Source organism: Colwellia sp. BRX10-4, assembly GCF_014077465.1.
Taxonomy (GTDB): domain Bacteria; phylum Pseudomonadota; class Gammaproteobacteria; order Enterobacterales; family Alteromonadaceae; genus Colwellia_A.
In genome coordinates, this window is sequence record NZ_JACGVZ010000015.1 from 71,098 (window position 1) to 96,092 (window position 24,995).

Sequence of the window (24,995 nt, forward strand, 5' to 3'; positions counted from 1 at the left end):
GGCTAGATGTTAAATAAAATAGCCCTTTACAAAGGTGAGTTTCCATTAATTAAAAAGCAATTTAAGCGACACAAAACAATAATAAATTATGGGACTATTTTTAATTTATCGCTTTATCTGACCAATCTAAACGAATATCCCACCCTTCTACTCGATGCTCTGGCTCTAATGGTGCAACTGATTCATCGATTGTTTTATGAACGTTAATTGCAGGTGTAATATTAACATCGCGGCCATGAATAAAACTCTGCGTTCTGACAATTTGGGTATAGGCTTTATTCATGGCATAAGCACGTTGCTTGGACGGGGTAATTAAGGCATAAACGTCCGCTTGCTTTACTTTTTCCTTATTAACAGAGCCATCTTTGTTATACCACTTGCTCTGCATTTCCGTGTTTTCTCGAAATTCATTACCGCCACCATTAATTTGTAGATATTGTAAAATATCCCCCTCTTGCTGTCCTTTCGATGGTGCATCTTTCATGCCTTTTAAATTAATATAGCCCCAACCTGCTCGTCCAGTTACTTTTCTTGGAAAAGCAAACGTTTGATCAATAGTGGTACCTATAGCGGAGTGACAACCCATGCAGTAGAAAGTTTCTTCATAAGACTGAGGTCGTAACTCACCATTATAATCTTCTATGTAGCCTTGAATAAGCCAGCCAAATTTATTATTAAAACCACGGTCTTTAACACGGATATAACTGGGTAATTGTTCATCAAGTTTCTCTTTGCGCTCTCGCCGATAAGCACTATCTATTGCCGAGTCATTTAATAATTGCGTTTTTGTCATATAACGCAACTCTTTCATCCGCTGCGGAATAGTGGTTTCACCCTTTTGATCAATCCCAACATAACGAACTGAATGCATAATTTCGGTGTTAACCGGGTATTGTTGACGAGGCACCTTAATCTGCTTGGCATCGCCAACAAAGTATTCTTGAGCTAGCAATAATTCAACTTGTCCGGTTAATTGACCATCTATATTTAAGTCGCTATTAAGCGTTACTTCATCGGCTGGGAAAATATCTATTTGTGGTAAAGCCTTAATACTCATTTCAACTAGCGAAAGATTAATTAAATAGACATCTTCATTATATTCGCCATTAAGTTGCCTAAACTCTGCTGCTAAGCGAATTAATACATCATCTGTGGCGCCATTCGTTGGCCAAAAGGTTCCTGGAAAGGGCTTGTAATTAAACGCCACCCAACCTGTGCCATCTTTAGCAATACCTTTATCATTAAAGGCTTCACCAGCTAAATTATAGTTTTTCAAATCGGGAATAAAACCTTGCCAGTCATTATCTTTTAATGTCGTCAACAATTGACTGTAGTTATCTTGATCTATGTATTGTGCTATTTGTTGATCAGATATTTTTGCTATCCAAGGTTCGCGGTTAACAAATAAGTTTTTCCAGCTATTACCCTCACCTTCATCAGAAAAGTTGTAAAGCCCCTGATTAACCCCGTCATTACGTAAATTATTGCGGTAACTATCAGTTTCGCTATAGCTATAGGTTTGATGGCAGGTGTAACAGGGATTGTTACTCCCTGCAGTTTTGGTGTAACACTGCGAGGGAATAGGTGCTTCTTCATTAATACTACCATTAGCGGTTGGCGTGATTATTTCACTCATGTCAACATCGGGTAGTAAGCCCGGAATCATTTTTTCACTTTTTGATAAACTCGAAAAACCAATAAAGGAAATCGTCACTAGTAAACTAAATATTAACACGTAATTTTTCATAAGCTTTAATAGCCCCTCATTTATATATCAGTAAATTATACAAGGCTTTTATTACAGTTATTTGAAGCGAACTTTCATGTTTTCTTAACAATAAAGTCAAAAAGAAGTCACCTAATTGTCACACCCAGATATTACTTTAATAGCGTTTTTACACATAACTCTAGGAAGATAAAATGCTGAATCTAAAAAAAAGAAAAATAGCGACACTCATAGCAGTGATTCTTGGTTCGTCAATGTTAACAGCGTGTGGTGGTGATGACGGTAAAAATGGGACAAATGGTTCTAATGGCGTTATTGGATTAGATGGTAGCAATGGCAATGACGGTGTCAACGGTACTAATGGAACTAATGGAACTGATGGCGCTAACGGGAGTGATGGGGCTAATGGGCAAAACCTGACAGCTGCAGCAAAACTAACCCGCTTAGCAACCGTGCCAGTAGGGGCAGAAATTACGGGTATGTTTTTAACGGATAACGATGAACTTTTCTTCAATGTACAACACCCTTCAGATCTGTCAGGTAACGAAACACCAGCAAAAGTTGGCGTAGTAACCGGATTTGACTGGAGTACGCTTGACCCTATGACTGAGAGTTTATCGGTTCCAACAACCGATACAGAAAAAATGGCAGTACGGGTTGTTGCCGGAACTTACCAAGTTTTGGGGCAAGCAGGTGATACCTTAAATAACCAATTACCGCATGGTTTAGGCGCAATTGCTAGTGCTGATCAAGCCACTAAGATTAAGCAATCTCAAGATCCTGATTTTAATGCCTTCGTTCCAACCTCTGCCAGTGGTGACACAGGTTTTTTATTCACCGCATGGGAAGATCGCCCTGGGGCAATGAGCCGTATAGAACTATCTAAAGAAGACAGCGGCACTTGGACAATAGGTGATGCGATTAACGTTGATTTTTCAGCGGTATTAGGTACGTTAATTAATTGTTTTGGTACTTTATCTCCATGGAACACCCCATTAACGTCAGAAGAAAATTACGAAGCTGAAAATACCGAGCAATGGAATAACACCGCTTATTTAGATGGCTATCCTAGTTACCCAGATGTTAAAAACTTACAAACCTATTTAGCAAGTTCAACATTACCCAATCCCTATGATTACGGCTATATAGTTGAAATTACAGACCCAACTTCAACAAGCCCAACCCCAATAAAGCATTTTACCTTAGGTCGTGTTGCCCATGAAAATTCGGTGGTCATGCCTGATTGGAAAACAGTTTACACCACAGATGATGGTTCCAATAAAGCCTTTTATAAATTTGTAGCTACCAATGCTGGTGATTTAAGTGCTGGTACTTTATATGCCGCTAAATTAACGCAAGACGCAACAAGTGCGCCAGCAAAAGCCGGCTTTGATATTCAGTGGATTGAGTTGGGGAGCAGTAATAATACTGAAATAAAAACTTGGATAAATTCATACAATGGTATTACGGAAGCTGATTACATTGAAGGTGAAACCAGCTATATCACACAAACAGAAATAGATGATTGGGCAACCAATGGAACTGGCGACGACCGCTACGCCTTTTTAGAAACATTACGTGCAGCTAAAGCCAAAGGCGCAACCACTGAATTTCGTAAAATGGAAGGTGTGGTGATTAATTATGATGGTGTTGCTAGTGGTGCCGTACCTTACATGTATGTTGCGATGTCTGAAGTAGGAAAAGGTATGGTTGATAATGAAGGTGATATTCAGCTTGATTCATCAGCTTACTGTGGCGCGGTATATCGCTTTGGTGTCCAAACAGATTTCAACGTTAACCGCATGGAACCAGTCGTTGTCGGTGGCGCTTATAATTCAGACGGCGATGCCAATGGCAACAGATGCGATGTTAATGGTATATCCAACCCTGATAATTTAGCGGTGATGGACGATGGTCGTGTTTTAATTGGTGAAGACACCAGTAAGCATGTTAACAACGCCCTTTGGATTTATAACCCTAAAGGTGAATAATCTTTCAAAATTTAGCGTTAATATTGATAAAGCCCAGCATGTCTGGGCTTTTTTTCATATAAAAAACGAGGCAAATATAAGACTGTTTACCGCTCGATAGCAATCACTAGAAGTTGCTTTAATTTCAGCATTAAGAAATAACTTAGCAATACAAAACACTCACTAAATATTAACTCAACCATAGCAAGTAAATGCTAAGTAAATGCCATGGCAACTTAGCGTAAACAGCGGTATTTTTAAGCGATCAAACATATTATACCGTATATTTTATATCTTATTTGACCATGAAATACATTCTATGGTGGTATTGTACTATAGCGACATTTATAATTAGGTAAATCAGAATTAAACAAACAAATTCTATTGTAACTATCGCTATATAGTACCAAGTTGCTATGTAGTCATTTTGAGGAAGAGTATATGCTTTTTAATGGTTCGTTTAGCACAGACTGCCCAATTCGTCAGAAAATCCGTGAATTTTATCGTATTGATGAAAATATAGCAGTAGATCATATTCTACCTGTGGCAGAAGTTAATGTTAGTGCTAGAAGTAGAGCTTGGGAAAGAGCTCGCAAAATGGTTTTACAAATTCGTGAAGACCAATCTGGGAATGGCGCAATTGATTCCCTATTAAAAGAGTACTCACTCTCCAGTGAAGAAGGTGTGGTATTGATGTGTTTGGCAGAAGCCTTATTACGTGTGCCAGACAAACATACTCAAGATGCCTTAATTCGTGACAAAATTTCTCAAGGCCAGTGGAGCAGTCATTTAGGCAGCAGTGATTCACTGTTTGTTAATGCTTCATCATGGGGCTTATTAATTACCGGCACTATGGTTAATTATGCCGATAAACGCAAAAAAGACAGCTTTGGTTTATTGAAAAAAGTCATTGGACGCTTAGGCGAGCCAGTTATTCGAAAGTCAATGAACTACGCCATGAAAATAATGGGTAAGCAGTTTGTGATGGGCGAAACTATTCAAGCGGCAACAGCGCGTGCTGCCACTAAAGAACAGCAAGGTTATGTCTATTCCTACGATATGCTCGGTGAAGGTGCTCGCACCATGGCGGATGCAGATCGTTATTTTAAAGCATATCAGGTAGCAATAGATGCCATTGGCGGCGTTGCTCGCGCTTCGGGTAAAAGTGACCCTCGCAGAGTTCCTGGTATTTCAGTAAAACTTTCAGCGATTCATCCGCGTTATGAATTTACCCATAAAGCACGCGTTATGGCCGAAATTGTGCCAAAACTTAAAGCGCTTTGCTTACAAGCAAAAAGTTATAACATTGGTTTAACCGTTGATGCCGAAGAATCTGAACGCTTGGATATATCACTTGATATTATTGAAGCGGTTTTTAGTGATAACGAGTTAGGCGATTGGACAGGTTTTGGTATGGCTTTACAAGCTTATCAAAAACGTGCACTTTTTGTCGTCGATTGGTTACGTGACTTAACCCTACGTGCTAACCGAAAAATGATGATCCGTTTGGTTAAAGGTGCTTATTGGGATACTGAAATTAAGAATGCTCAAAAAGATGGTCTTCAGCATTTCCCTGTTTTCACGCGTAAGTCTTCTACCGATGTTTCTTACCACGCCTGTGCTAATAAATTACTGGAATACAGAGATAGCATCTATCCACAGTTTGCTACGCATAATGCTTACACCGCGGCAACCATTGTTGAGCTAGCTGGCGATGATAAAGAAGGTTTTGAGTTCCAATGTTTACATGGCATGGGCGATTCTTTGTATGACCAAATTGTCTCAAGTGAAAATATTCAATGTCGAATTTACGCACCTGTTGGTCATCATGAAGAGCTATTAGCTTACTTAGTCCGTCGTTTATTAGAAAACGGCGCTAACTCTTCTTTTGTTAATGCTATCGTTGATGAGTCTCAGCCAGTCGAATCTTTATTGGGCGATCCCGTTGAAAAGACCCAGCGCTTAAAAGATAAATATAACCAGCAAATAGTTAAACCTATCGCCTTGTATCATGATGCAAAAGGTCTGGGCCGTGATAATTCTAAAGGGCTAGACTTAACCGATATTAATGCTATCGCGCCGTTAAAATTGTCATTAGATAACTGGTTTACCGATCATCACATCAATGAAAATGATGTACCTGCAGGCTCGGTAGCGGTTAAAAACCCCGCCAACCATAGTGAAGTCATAGGTTTTCATCAACACCACACTAAAGATGACATGCTGGCAATGATCGACACCGCACAAGCAACATTTGCTTCGTGGTCGAAAACACCGGTATCTGAACGTGCCGATTTGTTATGTCGCGTTGCCGATATTCTTGAACGCCATATGGACGAACTTATCGCCTTATGTATTAAAGAAGCGGGTAAAATTGCTCAAGATGGTATTGATGAAGTCAGAGAAGCCGTTGATTTTTGTCGTTATTATGCTAACCAAGCGATTGAACTCGAAGAAGATGAACGCTTAGAAGCTCGTGGTGTAGTACTGTGTATCAGCCCATGGAATTTCCCATTAGCGATATTTTTAGGGCAAGTTGCTGCGGCAATCGCTACCGGTAATACCGTATTAGCAAAACCTGCTGAACAAACGAGTTTAATTGCCTTGCGCACCATTGAACTGATGGAGTCGGTTGGACTACCTGAAGGTGTTGTTCAAGCGGTTATTGCTCGCGGCAGCGAAGTGGGCAGTGTTATTGTGCCAGACAGTCGTATTCAAACCGTTATGTTTACAGGTTCCACTGAAACCGGCACAATAATTTCACAAACATTGGCTGATAGAGGTGGCGATCAGGTGCCTTTTATCGCTGAAACCGGTGGACAAAATTGTATGATAGTTGACTCAACTGCCTTGCCTGAGCAAGTTGTTGACGATGTTATTTCTTCAGGATTTCAATCGGCAGGTCAGCGCTGTTCTGCGCTTCGTGTATTATTTTTACAAGAAGACATCGCTGATAATGTCATTACTATGCTTAAGGGGGCCTTAGCAGAATTACATGTCGGTAACCCAGAATATTTAAGCACAGATATCGGCCCAGTAATTGATGAAAAAGCCCTCAGCGCGCTCAATGCACACAGTGACTATATGCAAACCCATGGTCAATTATTATATCAGTGTGAAATATCAGCTGAAGTGGCAGGTAACGAGCATTTCTTTTTTGCGCCTCGTCTTTATGAAATTAAAGATATTAGCGTCCTTAAAAAAGAAGTCTTTGGCCCTTGTGTGCACATTGTTCGTTTTAAAGGCAATGAAATAGAAGCGGTTATCGATAAAATTAATGGTACAGGTTTTGGTTTAACTATGGGTATTCATACGCGTATTGAACACCGTGCTTTTGATTTAGCTAAGTTGTCACGTGCGGGTAATGTTTATATTAACCGTAATATGATTGGCGCCATTGTTGGTGTCCAACCTTTTGGTGGCCGTGGTCTCTCAGGTACAGGACCAAAAGCAGGTGGACCCAATTACTTAACACGTTTAGTTATTGAAAAAGCTACGCCAGATGCCGAACAATTTAACTTACTACCTTCACAGGTAGAAGCCTTAGACGGTGATGCAGAATCAGATAAAGCCTCAACTTTGTTTATGGACAAGGCAAATGCTGCAGAAAAAGGCTGGCGCTTAACTGAGTTAAATACCCGTCTTTCTTGTGTTCGTCAGCTGTTAGCCAAAATTGCGCATATTGATATTGTTGAAGATTTAGCCGACGATTTAAATCTGACCTTAAAAGGCGCTCGTTCGCAGTTGATTGATATTGAAAAGCGTTTGAAAAAGCCGACATTCTTACCAGGACCAACAGGTGAGTCTAATGTGTTGTATTTGGAAAACCGCGGTAATATTATTTGTTTTGCCGATGCGACAGTGAGCTTTCACTTCTGGGTACTATCTATTGTAACGGCGTTGGCTACCGGTAATACCGTTGTTAGTGTTGTTTCTGATTTGTATTATGATGAAGCCATCGCCTTTAGAGACAAGTTCCTCTCTACGGGTGCCGATGAAGGTGTTTTTCAGGTTGCACGTTTACGCCACTTATCAACGATGTTAGCGCACCCTGCCTTGTCAGGTGTTGTGGTCGACAGTCATTGTGATCGTAAGCACTTTATCAGTGAAAAATTAGCTGAACGTCAAGGGGCGATATTGCCAGTGATCAGTTCAGAATATTTCGATAATTTGATCCAGCGTCTATTAACTGAGAAAACGATTAGTATTGATACGACTGCATCAGGTGGTAATACATCGCTGATGACCTTAGTTGAAGAAGATTAACAACTGATTGCCTAAAAAGTATGACCCGTTTCGGGTCATTACTCACAAATCAAACGAAAATGGGCATCATAAGATGCCCTTTTTATTGATATTTTTTGATATAGCTGTCATCAACGTTGTTTATATTGCGTTGGGCAGTATCCTCTCGATACGTCAGGAATTCTTAATTTTATATGCTTGGTTGAGCGTCCACTGACTCTTTCCCGCCATAATCTAAAGCTTCTAGGTTTTAAGTGACTACGCATAAACTTAATAATATCAGGCTCTTGTAAACTAAACTGATGTTCTATTGTTTCAAATAGTGTTCTATCTTCCCAAGCCATTTCTATAATTCTTGACTCTTCATCCATAGAAAATTGCATAAAAGGATCCTAAAGGTAATAAATAAACATAATCGTTATACCCGCCACTGATAAATAAAGACCATTAGCGCATAACTTTTATCCATTAACTCAAGGTCTGCCTATCTTGCCAGCGCTAACTCATGAGCCTATAAATTATCTAGATTATTCAATAACTGTGTTGCGTGCTCTCTAATTTCAATTTTTTTCGCAGTCTCCATTTTGTCCCAATTACGAATAGGAAAACTCATTCTATGATTGCCAGCAAACTTATCATAATTTTGATCAATAAAATTCCAATACAAACTGTTTAATGGACAGGCATTAGCGCCCACTTTTTCTTTAACGTTGTAATGGCAACCTTTGCAATAATCACTCATTTTATTGACATAATTACCACTAGCCGCATAAGGTTTTGTTGCTATCCAACCACCGTCAGCAAAAAGTGCCATACTGCGGGTATTAGGTAATTCTACCCATTCAATCGCATCAATGTAGATACCTAAATACCAATCATCGACTTGGCTAGGCTCTATACCTGCCAGTAAAGCAAAGTTGCCGGTGATCATCAATCGTTGAATATGGTGAGCATAGGCATGTTTTAGTGATTGCGAGATTGCACTTCTTAAGCACTGCATTTTAGTATTCGCGTTCCAGAAGAAAGCGGGTAAATCACGCTTTGCCTCTAAAAAATTCTGCTCGGCATAATTAGGCATGTTAGCCCAATACATACCTCTAACATATTCTCGCCAGCCTAATATTTGCCTAACAAAACCTTCGATTTGCGCTAAGGTTATTTTACCTGCTGATGCTTGGTAGGCAGCCAGAGCCGTTTCAATGACCTCAAGTGGATTAAGCATTTTACAGTTCAATGAAAAACTCAGCCGCGAGTGATACAAACTCCAAGCATAAGGTGACGCTACGGTCATCGCATCTTGAAAATTACCAAAGTTCTCTAACTGATGTTCACAAAAGAACGTTAATAATTCTAGCGATTGTTGGCGATTAATAGGATAAGCAACATGCTCAGATTCACGCCCTATCGTGTCAATCTTATGATGCTTTATCCGTTGTAAATAATCACTTGCTGGGTTGTCAAAGACCAGTGGTTTAGGGATAAATTTAAGATCGGTTTTTTTAAAAGATTGACGATTATTCGCATCAAAATTCCAAGCATCACCTTCAGGCTTAGCGCCATTCATTAAAATAGCAAAGCGCTTGCGCATAAAACGATAAAAATTTTCCATTCTTACGTGGGTAGCTGCTTTGAAATGATCAGCGAGTTCATCAAAAGGTAATAAAAAGTGTTCACTGTCGACTTCATAGACAGGTACTGATAATTGAGCTGACATCTCGCTTAATTGCGCGCGCAATCGATATTCATCAGGACGCACAAAACTGAAGTCTTCACTGGCATAAGTGGTCACTAACGAGGCGATCAAAGCAGGTAAATCTTGATGTTTTGCTGTTTCATCTAAGGTTAAATAGCAAACCTGATGCCCTTTACTCTCCAGAGTTTGAGCAAAATTATGCATGGCAGCAAAAAACGCGGTAATTTTCTGACTGTGGTGCTTAGTATAATTAGCTTCTTGATAAAGCTCTGCGATGACATATACAACATCGCTATCGACCTGTTCAAACCAGCTGTGCATAACATTAAGTTGATCTCCTAATATTAGCCTAAGATGTTTCGCCTTCATAGATTTACCTTACTTTACATTTAACTTTGAATTGAGCTATAAATAATTATTTTAGCTTATGCTGGTATTTTTACTACGTCGGCAACGCTCAGAGCAATAGCGGACATCTTCCCAACACGCTTGCCATTTTTTTCGCCAAAAGAAATTCTTTTTACAAGTCTGGCAATTTTTCTCGGGTAACGTTAGTTTTTTGTGCGTGATAACTTAGTCACTTTCTGCAATTTTTAACTGTTGAGGTTTTTTAGCTTTAGATATTTTTTTATTGCCTCTAACATGTTTAGCAACAATACGTTGCCCTTCTTTTTTTGTGGTAAATCGTTGACGAAAGCCCCACAATAAATCGCGAGCAATCTTGCCTGTTTCGTTGATATCAACCATAGGAGATGGATAATCCTCACCTAATTGGCATTGATAAAGCTGTTGTTCCATGGGTGACAATAACCAGGGTGTATGAATAACTTCATTGGATAACTCAACTAATTCAGGTAACCATTTTCTAAGGAATTCACCATGACTATCTTTCTCTAATGATTGCTTAACTGGGTTATAAACCCTTATGATATTAGTACCAGTAACACCAGACTGCATTTGAAATTGTGGGTAATGAATACCAGGTTCAAAATCAAGAAATAATTGTGCTAAATGGGTAACGCCTAATCGCCAATCCACCAGTAAATGATGGCATAAAAAACTCACTAGCATCGCCCGCATACGAAAATTTATATAGCCAGTTTGCACTAAACAACGCATACAGGCGTCAACTAATGGATAACCTGTTTGCGCAGTTTTCCATTTATCTAGTCGTTCTTCAACACTCAATCCACAATGAATATCTGGATACATTAAGTCATTATAGGCTTTATTAACGGGTCGCCATTGCATTTGATGTTCACTTTCAAACTTTTGAATAAAGTGACAATGCCAATGTAGCCGAGAAGCCAGCGCGTCTATTGGTCGTTTCCAACCCCGATCTGATCTTGTTATCAAAATAATTTGATAGAACTCTCTTAAACTTATATTGCCCCAGGCTAGATAAGGTGACAACCGAGAACAGCTTTTACGACTCGCTTGCGGTTTAGAGATATCAAAATGATACCCCTTACCACGACCCTTTAAGAAGGATTTCAGGGTTCTTTGCGCCCAAAGCTCGCCACCTTTGAGCATAAAATCATCTGTTATTGACCATGATATTGGAAAACTCGAGACAAATAACTTATCTATTAATGTGCAACTCACTAGAGCATCATCCGATAGATTGGCCTGTTCCAGCGGGGCTTTCATCACTTGGCGCCAGTGTTTGTCCCAATCAATTCTATTTTTTTTACCACGGCTTACTGCACCAAATTGACTCTCATTCCACACTATATCTTGTGCTTGGCACCACTGTTGGACCGATTTATCTCTCTCAAAGGTCGATAATAAACCCACTTCTTCATGGCTAAACAACCCCTTTATTTTAAAGACGTTATTGATTGCAACTAAGCCCGCTATTGCATCACCAAAATATAAATATACCCGTGAATTAAAAGCGGCTAACTGACTATTCATGTCAGCAATAGATTGCCAGATAAAACGCCAATGCCGTTCATCATAATGAGGGTCATTTATCAGTAGAGGTTCGAAAACATAGTAAAGCAAGGTTTGACCCGATTTAATCGCCTGCACTAAAGGTTGATGATCACTGAGCCGTAAATCACGTTTCAGCCAAACAACATTTACCGCAGTATTCATCGGTGTTTCTTCAATAAGTGTCTCAGTCATTTAGCGGTTGCACCGGCCAATCAGAAGCGTCGACAGAATCAAGAGGCTTACTAGAGTAATCATCTCGAGTAAGCCACTTAGCCTGATAAACTCCATCAGGGTCATACAATGCTGTTTGCTTTTCAATATTGAAATGTCTGCCACCTCTAGGGTCAACGCCGACACCCGCAATATACTGCCAATTACCCCAATTAACTCCAGCATCATAATCCATTAGCTGCTCTTCAAACCAAGCCGCGCCAAATCGCCAATCAACACTGAGTTCGTTAACCAAACAACTGGCTACAATTTGACGGGCTCGATTACTTATATAACCTGTGGCCATTAATTCATTCATACAGGCATTAACAAGCGGATAAGGAGTTTGACCTAAGCACCATTTATTAAAACGCTCAGGATAAAATGAAGTTAAGGGTGGATGTTCAGCCAAACCTTTAAATTGGTAGGTTTTCGCACCGACTTTAAAATGTAACCACTGGAAGTATTCGCGCCATAATAATTCTAAATATAGACATTGTGTTGAACTATTTTCCCCTTGCTGCTCTTCAAAATCAGTAATGGAGCGGTTTACTTGCCGTGCAGAGATACAACCATAATTTAACCAAGCCGATAACTTACTGCTATTATCCCAGCCGTCTAAATTATTTCTAACCTGTTTGTAATTTGAGGGCAGAGTTGACGAAAAATAGCGCCTGAGATGTGCTAAACCATTTTGTTCACCGCCATCGAAATTATAACCACGCTTAGCTCTTTGATAAGGGGTGTTAGGTAACCATTGCGGCCTAAAAATAGTGGGTGATGGCATATTTGCAAACATACTCGGCAAAGATTGAATCGTTGGAACAACTTCTGAAATAGTGACATCAGCCATAACTTTTCTAAACTTAGAGTAACTTGCCGGTAGCTGGTCAAGTTCAAAAGGAAGTGCTCGGTGTGGAAATAAAGTGAATTGATCAACTTGATTAACTTCTACTTCAGGCAAATGCTTAGCCAGTGTATTAATCAAACTATTTTCGTAAGTCCCCGGGACACGAGTAGTAATAACATCTGTAATTTGATATTTTTCACACAGCGCGGTTAAGCTCGACAGAGTATCGCCGTAAACAATGTAAAGCTGCTGTCCTAACGTTAATAAACTCTGATTAAAATCACTTAAACAGCTTTGTAAAAAATGCCATCGTTTATCACCCAAAGGTTTTGATTGGTAGTTATTAGGCTCGAACCATCTTTTGTCTACGACATATACACAAAGTAATTGTTCACTTTTGCTGGCTAAGTTGAGTGCAATATTGTCATTAAGACGAAGATCATTGGTCACCCAGTATAGAGAACGTTTCATAGATATAATTCAAATGGTTAAAAAAATTATATACGAATATACTCAGCGATTAGATCAACACTATTGAGTGATTATAGGCGAGGCTACATTATGAATGTGAGGCACTTTATCGCCCACTCAATTATAAAAAGAAGAAATTGTAGAAAATAATAGTATAGTCGGTTAGTTGAGGCTAACGTTAAGCGGATAAGAATTATTAACGCGTTTAATAAATAAAAAAACCTCTGCACTGCTGCAGAGGTTTTTTAATCAATTAAGCATCTTGAACAGGTTCATCCCAAGAAAGATGATGTTCACTTAATACAACCAAGTTTTCACTATTGATCAAGCGCTGTGAAGCACTATATCCGAGGATATTTTCAACCGTTTCATTTGGACGGCTTGAAATAATTGCTGTTTCATCTGATGAGAAATTACATAAACCACGTGCTATTTCTTCGCCTTTTTCATCATAAACGTGAAGCACATCTGCACGTTCAAAGGTGCCATGTATTGAAACAACATCATGACAGGTAAATCCTTCGTCACCACCAAATAAGGCATCAGCTACTTCTTGTTTTATCACTAGACTACCGGCCATTTGTAATCTGTCTGTTAACCAGATATTCCATGCTGATGATGGTGATGAGTGAGCAATACACTTAGTGTGTCTGCGTTCACCGCGCAATATTCCGGTAACAGGATCTTCCATCGTCCCTCTCGAAATTATAGTAGTACAACCAGCATTTTGCGCCATATTAGCGGCTTGTAATTTAGTCAGCATACCACCGGTACCTAAAGAACTGGTACCACTTGCCGCTTCCATATAACTACTAACATCTTCGATAGACTCAACGAAAACCGCGCCTTCTTCTGAAGGGTCTCGGTCATACACGCCATCGATACAGGTAAGAATAAACAAATATTCTGCGCCAATCATCTGAGCAACTTTAGCTGCAAGTCTGTCATTATCACCCACACGAATTTCTTCTGTGGTCACCGTATCGTTTTCATTGACGATAGGCATTACGCCTTGTTTTATCAAACGATGAACAGTGTTTTTGATATTTAAAAAACGACGTCTGTTTTCTAAATCATCTAGAGTAACTAAAACCTGAGCGATATCAAAACCATACTCAAGGGCAATTTGCTTGTAGGCATGCATTAATATCGGTTGTCCACAAGCCGCTGCGGCTTGTTTGTCTTGAACACTGGCGTTTTCAATAGTGCAGCCAACCGTGTTTAGACCTAATGCTACCGAGCCAGAAGATGTTAGTACAACTTCGTAGCCTTGTTCTCGTAACAAAGATATGTCACTTAGAAGACCGTGCATAAAAGCAAAACTAGGCGTTAAATTTTTAACATTTGCTAAGAGACTCGAACCCACTTTAATAACGATACGTGGCTTGCTTCGAGAAGATTTATCAGTTTTTTGTTGTTCAAATGAGGGCAAAATTACTCCGTGCTCTGATTAATTAAATTAAATAGCAGCTTGAATCGTTTACAAAATTGATTCAACAAATTGCAGCTATTTCCGTGATATTTTATTGTCGTATTAGAGTTATGCTTACTACTTATAAAGTCAGTTTTACTTGCGAAGGTCGCATTAAAAGTAGTAGATAAAAAATTACTGAAACGTCGGTTAAAAACGTTAGAATTTGACGGCAATCGACAAATGAGTGCAGATATCATATACTAAAAAACATATTTTTTCAATTGAACTCAAGATCACCTCTTTGAAAAATATCGTTAAGGACTTTTAAAAGTTCATACTGAACACCTGCAAAACGATCTGCATTTCATTCAATGTAAGCTAAAAAAACCAGGAGTTTCATGTCATTACTTATGATTGGTTGTGGTAAAATGGGCGGCTCATTATTGACTCGTTGGGCAACTTCTACAAATCACACTATCACTATTATTAATCCTTCATTAGTTAAAGCGCCTCAAGGTGTTATCGTCAAGCAAGCGATTGACGAGTTATTTGACCAGCGTTTCGACATTATCGTTATTGCGATAAAACCGCAGCTTATTGAACAAGTATTACCCTTGTATCGTCGACACCTTGCTGATTCAGGTTGCATTATTTCGATTGCAGCGGGTTATTCAGTAGCTTCAATAGAAAAACTGATTGGTGAGCAGGCCGTTGTGCGAGTGATGCCAAACCTACCCGCTCAAATTGGCCGAGGCGTTAGTGGACTTTACGCAAACTCACGTTGCAGTGCGGTTCAAATTGACAACGCTGTTGCGTTAACAGATGCGGTAGGTTATACCCATTTAGCCGCCACCGAGGACGAGCTAGACCGAGTAACTGCAGTTGCAGGAAATGGGCCTGGTTATGCATTTGAAATAGCACGCTGCTGGATAGAGTCGGCAATAAAGCTCGGCTTTTCTCCCCAAACCGCTAGAGAGTTGGTGTTAAACACACTCGGTGGTTCAATGGAGTTGGCTTTAACCAGTAAAGAAGATATCGAAAATTTACGTAATTCAGTGACCAGTAAAAATGGTACGACAGCTGCTGGGTTAAATGCGCTTATGCAAGATAAAAAATTAGAATTTTTGTTTGAGTCAACCGTTTCATCGGCTTATCAACGAGCAGTAGCCTTACGCTAATTTTTACCTCGTCAGCAATGACGTGCTCGAACATTTATTGATGAATACTATAGCTATAAATTCTTTAAACTGAACTTTTACTATTGCTTTGATATTAATATTAGCGATAAAAATAAAAGTCACATCATTCAATCAAGTTAGTTGAATTTGATCAAACAGTTTAGTGTTAAATGAACAAGTAAAAGGAAGACATTAATGTCAAATACCCCTAAAAATATTTCTATCGAAACAATGATCACAACCCTTGGTAAACAAGCAAAAGCTGCTGCGAAAGTGCTTGCTTGTGCAACGACTGAACAAAAAAACAAAGCATTAACGATTGCCGCAAATGCGTTACGAGAAAATATGGATGCATTACTTAAAGCTAACGCGCTGGATGTTTCAAGCGTCAAAAAAGCGGGCAAAGCCAACTCATTTGTAGACCGACTAGAACTTAACCCAGAAAGAGTTGAAGGCATGGCTGTCGCGTTAGAAGACATTGCTAAATTAGCTGATCCTGTGGGTCGAGTATTAGCCGAATTTGATCGTCCCAATGGTCTTAAAATAACCCGTGTAGCAACACCTATTGGTGTTATTGGGATGATTTATGAATCACGTCCTAATGTTGGCGCAGATGCTGGCGCGTTATGTCTTAAATCAGGTAACACAGTAATTTTACGTGGTGGCTCTGAAAGCCTAAATTCAACGCGTATTATTGTTGAATGTATGGCAACAGGTTTACGCGCAGCTGGCTTACCGGCTAACTGTATACAATTGGTTGACACAGATGATCGTTCTGCCGTTGCCGCTTTACTGCGCTGTGCTGATTATGTTGATTTAGTTATTCCTCGAGGTGGTCGTGGTTTAGTTGAGCTAGTAAGAAACGAGGCTCAAGTACCAACATTGTTGCATTTAGATGGCAATAACCATATTTATGTTGATAAAGATGCCGACTTTGCAAAAGCATTAAGCATTATTAAAAATGCTAAATTACGTAGAACCGGTGTCTGTGGCGCCACTGAAAGTTTAGTGTTAGACCAAGCAATAGCGACAGAATTTTTACCACAACTCGTTGATACATTAGAAGGGTGTGAAATTCGTGGCGATGTTGCCGCTCAAGCCTGTGATCCCCGTATTAATGCAGCGACTGATGTAGATTGGGATACTGAATACCTTGACGCCATTATATCGGTTAAAATAGTACAGAGCCTAGATGAAGCGCTTGATTTTATTGAAGAGCACTCTTCTAAACATACCGATGCTATTATCACTGAAAACGCAGAAATCGCGGAAAAATTTATGCGCTCTGTCGATTCTGCCGTAGTAATGCATAACGCCTCAACTCAGTTTGCTGATGGTGGTGAGTTTGGTATGGGCGCTGAAATTGGTATTGCGACTGGTAAAGTACATGCACGTGGACCCGTTGGTTTAGAGCAGCTAACCATTTTTAAATACCGAGTTGCGGGTCAAGGGCAAACTCGTCCTTAAACGCTTTTGCATAAAACACTACCACGCATAAAAGTGCCAAACTTTTAGCTAAAGCTATACCTAGTTAACACTTTTTAGTTAACGATAATAGTGCCTCTGACCAAGTGTTAGGGGCTAGCTATTTATATTAAGTTCAGACCTTTTTCACATAAATCCCCCATACATTTATCAAACGATTAAAACGTTAAAGCTACCGTTAGTTTAGGCGATGGATTAGTCTCACTTTCGTAAACCTTATCAATGCGCTATAGATTTAAATATTTGGTAAAACAGTATTTAAACCTTTCGTTTACAAATGTAGTTGGCTGAGAAATTCTAGCTATGTTATAGTTGTAACCCCTAGGACTAGGTATAGGATAGTTTATACTTGCCCGTCATTTATAAAGCCTTACCGTAAACCTATGATTTCATTATTAAAAAATGTAAACCTTTATAACCCTACTCCTATGGGTATTAAAGATGTGCTGATTGCCGGTGGAAAAATCGCTGATATTTTTGATGTATCCGATAATGCCGACCATAATATCCCTGATAACTGGCCAGTGGAAGTTATTGATTTTAATGGCGCATACCTAGTACCAGGTTTTATCGACAGTCATGCTCATATTACCGGTGGTGGTGGTGAAGCAGGTTTTTCAACACAAGTTCCCCCAGTTTCTCTTTCAGAATTTACCCAAGTGGGTGTGACAACCGTTGTTGGACTTTTAGGTACAGATGACACCACCCGGAGTATCGCCAACCTAATAAGCAAAGTTTACGGACTCCGAGAGGAAGGCATGTCGGCATATTGTTGGACCGGTGGTTATCATTACCCGTTAACAACGTTAATTGGTAGCGCAAAAGCAGATATTACTTTTTTAGAGCCAGTTATTGGTATTGGTGAATTTGCTATTAGCGATCATCGCTCTAGCCAACCAACTTTTGAAGAAGTAATAAAACTAGCTAGTGAAGCACATGTTGCAGGTTTATTGACAGGCAAAGCCGGTATTATTCATTTTCATCTCGGTGATGGTGAAAGGCGTCTTGAATTAATAGAGCGAGCGATTAGTGAAACAGAAATTCCTGCCCGTGTCTTTAATCCGACGCACGTTAATCGAAATAAGCCGCTATTTGAAGACAGTTGTAAATTGTTAACGCACGGCTGTTACATCGATATTACCGCTTTTCCTGAAGGCACAGCAGAGCCTGGTTTAGAGGCATGTGATGCCATAGAGATTGCCGTACAAAGAGGTTTACCTTTGGACAAAATAACCGTCAGTTCAGACGGTGGAGGTTGTTTACCTTGTTTTGATCAACAAGGTGAATTACAACACATGGACTTTGGCCGAGCCAGTACATTACTGGAAACATTACAAGCAACATTAAGAAAGAACATTGCGCTTGAAAGTATTTTACCGATGTTTACTAGCAACGTAGCTACGCTGTTACGTTTACACAGTAAAGGAAAAATAGTACGTAATAACGATGCCGATATGCTCGTACTTAACAACAAATTTGAAATTACTGACGTGATGATAAAAGGTCGTTGGCATAAACGTGACAACACAACAGTAGTAAGCGGAACTTTTGAGTAGAGGTAGGTATGTGTCCAGCAAAAATTGCTGATGGTCAGCAAAGGGGATTTATAATTCCAATCGGGGGGGCAGAAGAGCGTGTTGATGACCCAATAATTCTCCAACGTTTTGTAGAATTATGTGGTGATGAAAATGCCAATATAGTGATTATTCCAACCGCGTCACAGCTTGCTGAGACGGGGCCAAATTATGAAGTTATTTTTCGTAATCTCAATGTCAAAAATGCGATGTCTTTACCGATAAATAGCAGAGAAGATGCTGAGCGCGAAGATTATTTAACCGCACTTGAAAGCGCAACAGGTATTTTTATTACTGGTGGTAATCAATTACGCTTATCGACTATATTAGGTGGTACTTCGATTGCACAGAGTATAAGAAAATTAAATTCTGAAGGTGTGCATGTTGCAGGAACATCTGCAGGTGCCGCTATTATGCCTGAGCATATGATTGCAGGTGGCTCCACGGGGGCATTACCTAATGAGCAAGGTGTCACTTTTGCTCCTGGCTTAGGTTTGATAAGTAAAGTGCTTTTAGATCAACACTTTAGCCAACGTAATCGTTTGGGACGTTTACTTTCTGCTGTTTCATATAATCCTTTTGCTTCAGGACTAGGAATTTGTGAAAATACTGCGGCCTTTATTGCGCCAGACGGACTATTAGAAGTGGTTGGACACGGAAGTATTACAGTTGTTGACCCTTCTGATTTGCAGCACAGTTCAATGGCTGAAGCTCGTACAGGAGACTCCATCACCTTGATAGGGTTAAAGCTTCATATGCTTAGCCATGGTGATACTTACTGTTTACATACCCGAGTAGCTTCACCTAAAGCGGTTTAATGTCTCTAAATACAGATAAGTCGAGATAAAGTTTGCCCATGAATAAATGAATTGTTTATTCATGGGCAAATATATTAACATCTCTGATAAACGCTGGTTTTTTTCATCAAAAATAATTAAAAAACATCATTCTACAACCTTATTTACTATAACTTTTTAGCTTACTTTTATGCCGCATTCAATCATTACTGACTTTAGAGAATAATTATCTTGTCTATTAGTAAAAGCATGGTATCTTTTTGTTATACCATTATTTTTTTATGGCAATTTTTACTTCTATTTGATCTTGTAAAGATCTTAAGTGTAATGCGTTGAAACTTTTCGGTTTGTAACTCAACATATGCACATCAATAGAACCTGTGCACATATTCAGTTCAATATCTCCGTGATTTATTCCTCCCAATAATTGTCATATTATATTTTGTTGCACCTTATTTTCAACAAAAGGTTCAACTTGTAGGTACACATAATAATAATTCTAATCACCTGATTTTTGGACATATAATGAAAATATTAACAAGTAATGTTTATGTTGGCCCTAATGTTTACGCCCATTTTCCTGTTATTCGACACGCTGTTGATGTTGGCATATTAGAGCAATACCCTTCGGTAAAATTAGGTAAAGAATTCATTAATGGCTTAATTGAAGCCTTACCCGGTTTAAAAGAGCATGGCTGTTCATACGGCGAATCTGGCGGTTTTATTAGGCGCTTGCAAGAAGATGAAGGTACCTGGATAGCTCACATATGGGAACATGCAACCTTAGAACTGCAATGCATGGCCGGTACTGAAGTTACTTTTGGCAAAACCAGAGGCAATGGCGAAGTTGGTCAATATGACATGGTCTTTCAGTACAAACAACGAGATGTTGGATTAGCTGCTGCTGAACTTGCCAGAAACCTGCTTATCTCAGTTATGCCACTAGATATTCAAGCACAACTACAAACAAAATTAGAAGCCGATTTCGATTTTCCAGAAGAGCTATCAAACTTTATTCGTTATGCACAACGCAAAGAATTTGGTCCCAGCACTCAATCTTTAATAACGGCAGCCGAAGAACGTCATATCCCATGGCTACGTTTAAATCAGTACAGCTTAGTACAATTTGGCCATGGTAAATACCAACAGCGCATTCAAGCCACCATTACTAGCCAAACGAATCATATTGCTGTTGAAATATCCTGTGATAAAGAAGACACCCACAATTTATTAAATGATCTCGGTTTGCCTGTGCCTAGACAACAATTGGTTTATTCTGCCAAAGATGCCATAAAAGCGGCAAAACGTATTGGCTTGCCAGTTGTACTTAAACCCTTAAATGCAAACCATGGCCGTGGCGTCTCTATCGACTTAACTACTGATGAGCAAATTAATACTGCATTTGATTTTGCCCGCGAACAAGGCACCAGTCGAGCTGTTTTAGTTGAGTCATTTTTAACCGGTTTAGATCATCGTATGCTTGTTGTTAATGGCGAACTTGTTGCTGTCGCAAAACGTGTACCGGGTCATGTTGTTGGTGACAATAAACACACCATTACGCAATTAATCGACATTGTAAATGAAGACCCGCGTCGAGGTGTTGGCCATGAAAAAGTGCTCACTCAACTCGAAATGGACTCACAAGCAACACGTTTAGTTGAAGAAGCTGGCTATAGTGTTGATACTATATTACCCGAAGGCGAAATTTTCTATTTACGTTCAACCGCTAATTTATCAACGGGCGGCACAGCGATAGATATGACTGATGTAGTTCATCCCGACAATAAAGTGATGGCTGAACGAGCGATAAGAGCCGTTGGTCTTGACGTCGGCGGTGTTGATTTTCTGACCTCTGATATTACACAATCATATAAAGATATCGGCGGTGGTATCGTTGAAGTCAATGCCGCGCCAGGTTTTCGTATGCATGTTGCACCAAGCCATGGCAAACCTCGTGATGTTGCTGGCAAAGTTATTGATATGCTATTTCCACCTAATACACCCACTTGTATCCCTATTGCCGGCATCACAGGTACCAACGGTAAAACAACAACCTCACGAATGCTTTCGCACATTTTAAAAACAGCAGGGCATGTGGTGGGTATGACATCAACTGATGGTGTGTACGTTGATGGTCTTTTATCAGTAAAAGGCGACATGACCGGACCCGTTGCATCACAAATTGTCTTAAGAGATCCTTCAGTTGATATTGCTGTTCTTGAAACTGCCCGTGGTGGCATCGTTCGCTCAGGCTTAGGTTATAGAGAAAGTAATGTTGCCGCCTGCATTAATGTTCAACCCGATCATTTAGGCTTAAAAGGTGTTGATACCCTAGAACAACTTGCTGAAATTAAACGTATTGTTGTTGAAGTAGCCAAAGACGCGGTCATACTTAATGCCGACGACCCACTTTGTTTGAAAATGGCCGACCATACTAAAGCAAAACATTTATGTTATGTGACTATGAATTCAGGGCACGGTTTAGTTAGAGAGCATATTCGCGCGGGTGGACGTGCTGTAGTGCTTGAAAAGGGTATCAATGGTGAAATGATCACCATCTTTGATAACGGTGCGCATATTCCATTACTTTGGACACATTTAATTCCGGCGACACTGGAAGGTAAAGCCACTCATAACGTACAAAATGCGATGTTTGCCGCTGCCCTTGCCTATTCTCTAGATAAACCACTTGATGCGATTCAACAAGGATTAAGAACGTTCAACACCACTTTCTATCAAGCACCGGGGCGAATGAACGTCTTTGATGAACACCCTTTTAGAGTTATTTTAGATTATGCTCATAACGCCGATGGTGTTCGCCATATGAGCGAATTAGCGACTAAATTAGACGTTAATGGTAAGCGTATTGCGGTATTAGCCGCACCGGGTGATCGCCGCAATGAAGATATTGAAAACATAGCCAAAGCAGCCGCTGGACATTTTGATTTATATATCTGTCGCGCCGATGACAATCTTCGCGGACGTGGTAGTGATGAAGTGCCACAAATGTTAGCTGCAACATTAAAAGCACAAGGTATCAGCGAAAACAATATCTTGATGATACCTGACGAGGTCACGGCTACTGAAAAAGCCTTATCGATGGCAAATAAAGATGATTTAGTGATTGTCTTTGGTGATGCTATTACCCGTTGTTGGAAGCAAATCATTAATTTTAATGGTAATGAAGATAATCCAGCAGAAACATTAACAAAACCCGTGCATACGGTTGTTTCAATGTTAAACACCGATGAACCTGATCCCTTTATACTAGAATCAGGCATGAAGTTAGTTAAGGATGATCGAGGTGTTCGCATTGTTTCAACCATAGAAGAAGAAAGTGATTAAAACCAAGTTAATGCAGTTATTTGCCATTAACTGAAGATGAATAAGCTTAACCTCGCTAGGCGATGTGTTACCAACATAACCTAGCGGCATAGACTAGCGCAGCCTATTGTTAAACCAATAAAGCTGCGTATTAGTTTTTAAAATCATCATCGAGCTTGTGATACAAATAATGACCTAACAAAACCGTCTCAAAGTGAACAATTATATTGATACAGCTTTACCTTCTTCTCACTTTCCTAACAGCGCTGCGTTGGGAATAAATTTAATCAAATTGGTATACCATGAATAACACTATAACCTTAACATTAGATGACCAGCGACGACTTACCGGCAAAAGCTTATTATGGAATAAATCCGGCGCGATTATTGACGCTTTTGTCTCAGGCATCGATAAGCAAACAGTCGTTGATCAATGGTTAATTTACGTTAATCAGTTATTGGCAGCAGTCAACTGGCAAGATGAATCTACGTGTTATCGTATTTTTGAAGACGGCATAAGCCTTGCGATAAGTGCGCCAATGGATGCCCTGTATGCATCTTGCGATGTCAACGAAGCCGCATGGGATTTTGCGTGTAGCAAAATTTTAACCGGCAGTATAAGTGACAATCATCAACAAGAAATGGATAAAACCATCACTCGTCTTAAACAAATGATTGTCGAAGAGGCTAACCCTGCTCTGCTTAACTTAATAGATTTAGCCATAAAGAATCATGTCGATTATTTAGTTGATGATGATGAATTTTCGTTAGGTTACGGTAAAAGCTGTCAACGCTGGCCAGTGGCATCATTACCAGATCCAACGCAGCTCAATTGGCAACACTACCAATCAATTCCTATTGCATTGGTCACTGGCACTAACGGAAAATCAACCACCGTGCGTATCATGTCTGAAATTATTAAGCAGTCTGATAAATGTTGCGGTGTCACCTCGACTGACTTTATTCGTGTTGGCGAAAAAATAATAGATTATGGTGATTATTCAGGACCCGGTGGTGCACGAATGTTACTTCGACATCCAGAAACAGAAACAGCTATTTTAGAAGTCGCGCGCGGCGGAATATTGCGCCGTGGCCTGCCCATAGATCACGTTGATGCCGCATTAATTACCAACATAGCTGAAGACCATTTAGGGCAATATGGTATCAATACCGTAGCCGGGCTTGCACAAACCAAAGCGGTTGTTGCAAAAGCGCTAACCAGTGGTGTATTAGTGCTCAATGCTGATGATCCGTATTTAACAGCACTTGCACCAACATTAACTGTTAATAAATGTTGGTTTTCATTAAATGAAAATAATCTAGTACTTCAACAGCATAAAGCCATTGGTGGTGCTATTTGTTTCATCCGTGACGGCGCAATTTTTTATTGTACGCAAAATACCAGCACTGGTGAGCGCCTTGAATCGATGATCGTTGCCGTTAACGATATACCGATGACATTAAACGGCGCTGCCCAACATAATGTTCAAAATGCCTTAGGGGCGACCGCTTTAGCTAAGAGCTTACACATAGATAGCGCAGTGATTGGTCTTGCCTTACAAAATTTTTCAAGTAATGTTGACGATAATCCAGGCCGCGGTAACCAATTTAAACTCAATGGCGCTTCGGTTATTATGGATTTTGCCCACAATGTTCATGGTATGAATGCCATGGCACTGACCATGGCCAATATACCAGCATCACGAAAGTTTTTGATGCTTAGTCATGCCGGTGATCGCAGCAATGACGATATTATTAAAATGACAAAATCAGCCTTAAAAATGAAACCTGATATCTTGGTTGCGGCCGAAACTGTCGAGTACTTAAGAGGAAGAGAGCTTGGCGAAATATCAAATTTAATAGCTAAAGTAGCGATTGAAATTGGTATGTCTGCCGATAACATCTATTTTTCAGAGGGTCCTTATCAAGGTGCGCAACAAATTGTTAATCAACTGTCAGCTAATGATTTAGCCCTGTTAATCGTTTTATCTGAACGAAATGAAGTGATCGAGTTATTAACTAAAAAGACAAATGAAAAATAAAGTTCAATAATAGAGAACTTTAGAATGCCGCTGAGCGATTTGAAATAGCTCAGGCGGTTACTAAAGTTTACTTTTAAA

15 protein-coding genes are annotated in these 24,995 nt (G+C 39.7%); 8 read left to right on the forward strand and 7 right to left on the reverse strand.

Annotated elements, in window-relative coordinates:
- Positions 1 to 100: 100 nt before the first annotated feature.
- Positions 101 to 1,747: a hypothetical protein gene (locus tag H4J67_RS12775; RefSeq protein WP_182203952.1), complete on the reverse strand. Its 1,647-nt coding sequence runs from the start codon at positions 1,745 to 1,747 to the stop codon at positions 101 to 103.
- A 173-nt stretch (positions 1,748 to 1,920) separates the two neighbouring features.
- Here H4J67_RS12775 and H4J67_RS12780 point away from each other — a divergent pair, with 173 nt between their 5' ends.
- Together H4J67_RS12780 and putA are read left to right on the forward strand one after the other, a co-directional pair.
- Complete coding sequence (locus tag H4J67_RS12780; RefSeq protein ID WP_182172696.1) at positions 1,921 to 3,717, forward strand: PhoX family phosphatase; 1,797 nt, start codon at positions 1,921 to 1,923, stop codon at positions 3,715 to 3,717.
- A 420-nt stretch (positions 3,718 to 4,137) separates the two neighbouring features.
- A complete protein-coding gene (gene putA / locus H4J67_RS12785) occupies positions 4,138 to 7,962 on the forward strand; it encodes a bifunctional proline dehydrogenase/L-glutamate gamma-semialdehyde dehydrogenase PutA (protein WP_182172699.1) in 3,825 nt (1,274 codons plus the stop codon).
- A 110-nt stretch (positions 7,963 to 8,072) separates the two neighbouring features.
- Here putA and H4J67_RS12790 read toward each other — a convergent pair whose 3' ends face one another.
- The 6 genes from H4J67_RS12790 to proB all read right to left on the reverse strand — a co-directional run bounded on the left by H4J67_RS12790 (position 8,073) and on the right by proB (position 14,535).
- Complete coding sequence (locus H4J67_RS12790; RefSeq protein WP_182172702.1) at positions 8,073 to 8,324, reverse strand: TIGR03643 family protein; 252 nt, start codon at positions 8,322 to 8,324, stop codon at positions 8,073 to 8,075.
- Between the two features lie 128 nt (positions 8,325 to 8,452).
- Positions 8,453 to 10,003 carry a cryptochrome/photolyase family protein gene (locus H4J67_RS12795; RefSeq protein WP_182203953.1) on the reverse strand — a complete coding sequence of 517 codons (1,551 nt, stop codon included), beginning with the start codon at positions 10,001 to 10,003 and terminating at the stop codon, positions 8,453 to 8,455.
- 51 nt (positions 10,004 to 10,054) lie between these two features.
- Complete coding sequence (locus H4J67_RS12800; protein ID WP_182172771.1) at positions 10,055 to 10,204, reverse strand: DUF2256 domain-containing protein; 150 nt, start codon at positions 10,202 to 10,204, stop codon at positions 10,055 to 10,057.
- 3 nt (positions 10,205 to 10,207) lie between these two features.
- On the reverse strand, positions 10,208 to 11,764 hold the full coding sequence (locus H4J67_RS12805; protein ID WP_259368597.1) for a cryptochrome/deoxyribodipyrimidine photo-lyase family protein: 1,557 nt from the start codon (positions 11,762 to 11,764) through the stop codon (positions 10,208 to 10,210).
- Positions 11,757 to 13,103 (reverse strand): DASH family cryptochrome, encoded by a 1,347-nt coding sequence (locus tag H4J67_RS12810; RefSeq protein WP_182172708.1) that lies wholly within the window; start codon positions 13,101 to 13,103, stop codon positions 11,757 to 11,759. Before H4J67_RS12810 ends, H4J67_RS12805 begins: the two co-directional genes overlap by 8 nt.
- A 253-nt stretch (positions 13,104 to 13,356) precedes the next feature.
- On the reverse strand, positions 13,357 to 14,535 hold the full coding sequence (gene proB, locus H4J67_RS12815) for a glutamate 5-kinase (protein WP_182172711.1): 1,179 nt from the start codon (positions 14,533 to 14,535) through the stop codon (positions 13,357 to 13,359).
- 380 nt (positions 14,536 to 14,915) lie between these two features.
- Here proB and H4J67_RS12820 point away from each other — a divergent pair, with 380 nt between their 5' ends.
- From H4J67_RS12820 to H4J67_RS12845, 6 genes are all read left to right on the forward strand, one after another.
- Positions 14,916 to 15,695: a pyrroline-5-carboxylate reductase gene (locus H4J67_RS12820; RefSeq protein ID WP_182203955.1), complete on the forward strand. Its 780-nt coding sequence runs from the start codon at positions 14,916 to 14,918 to the stop codon at positions 15,693 to 15,695.
- A 195-nt stretch (positions 15,696 to 15,890) separates the two neighbouring features.
- Positions 15,891 to 17,162 (forward strand): glutamate-5-semialdehyde dehydrogenase, encoded by a 1,272-nt coding sequence (locus tag H4J67_RS12825; RefSeq protein ID WP_182203957.1) that lies wholly within the window; start codon positions 15,891 to 15,893, stop codon positions 17,160 to 17,162.
- 401 nt (positions 17,163 to 17,563) lie between these two features.
- Positions 17,564 to 18,736 carry a beta-aspartyl-peptidase gene (gene iadA, locus H4J67_RS12830; protein WP_182172720.1) on the forward strand — a complete coding sequence of 391 codons (1,173 nt, stop codon included), beginning with the start codon at positions 17,564 to 17,566 and terminating at the stop codon, positions 18,734 to 18,736.
- An 8-nt stretch (positions 18,737 to 18,744) separates the two neighbouring features.
- Positions 18,745 to 19,572, forward strand: a complete 828-nt coding sequence (locus H4J67_RS12835; RefSeq protein ID WP_182203958.1) for a cyanophycinase — start codon at positions 18,745 to 18,747, stop codon at positions 19,570 to 19,572.
- Between the two features lie 504 nt (positions 19,573 to 20,076).
- Positions 20,077 to 22,896: a cyanophycin synthetase gene (gene cphA / locus H4J67_RS12840; protein WP_182172726.1), complete on the forward strand. Its 2,820-nt coding sequence runs from the start codon at positions 20,077 to 20,079 to the stop codon at positions 22,894 to 22,896.
- A 281-nt stretch (positions 22,897 to 23,177) separates the two neighbouring features.
- Entirely contained in the window at positions 23,178 to 24,917 is a 1,740-nt protein-coding gene (locus tag H4J67_RS12845; protein ID WP_220471651.1) for a Mur ligase family protein, read from the forward strand.
- Positions 24,918 to 24,995: the final 78 nt, after the last annotated feature.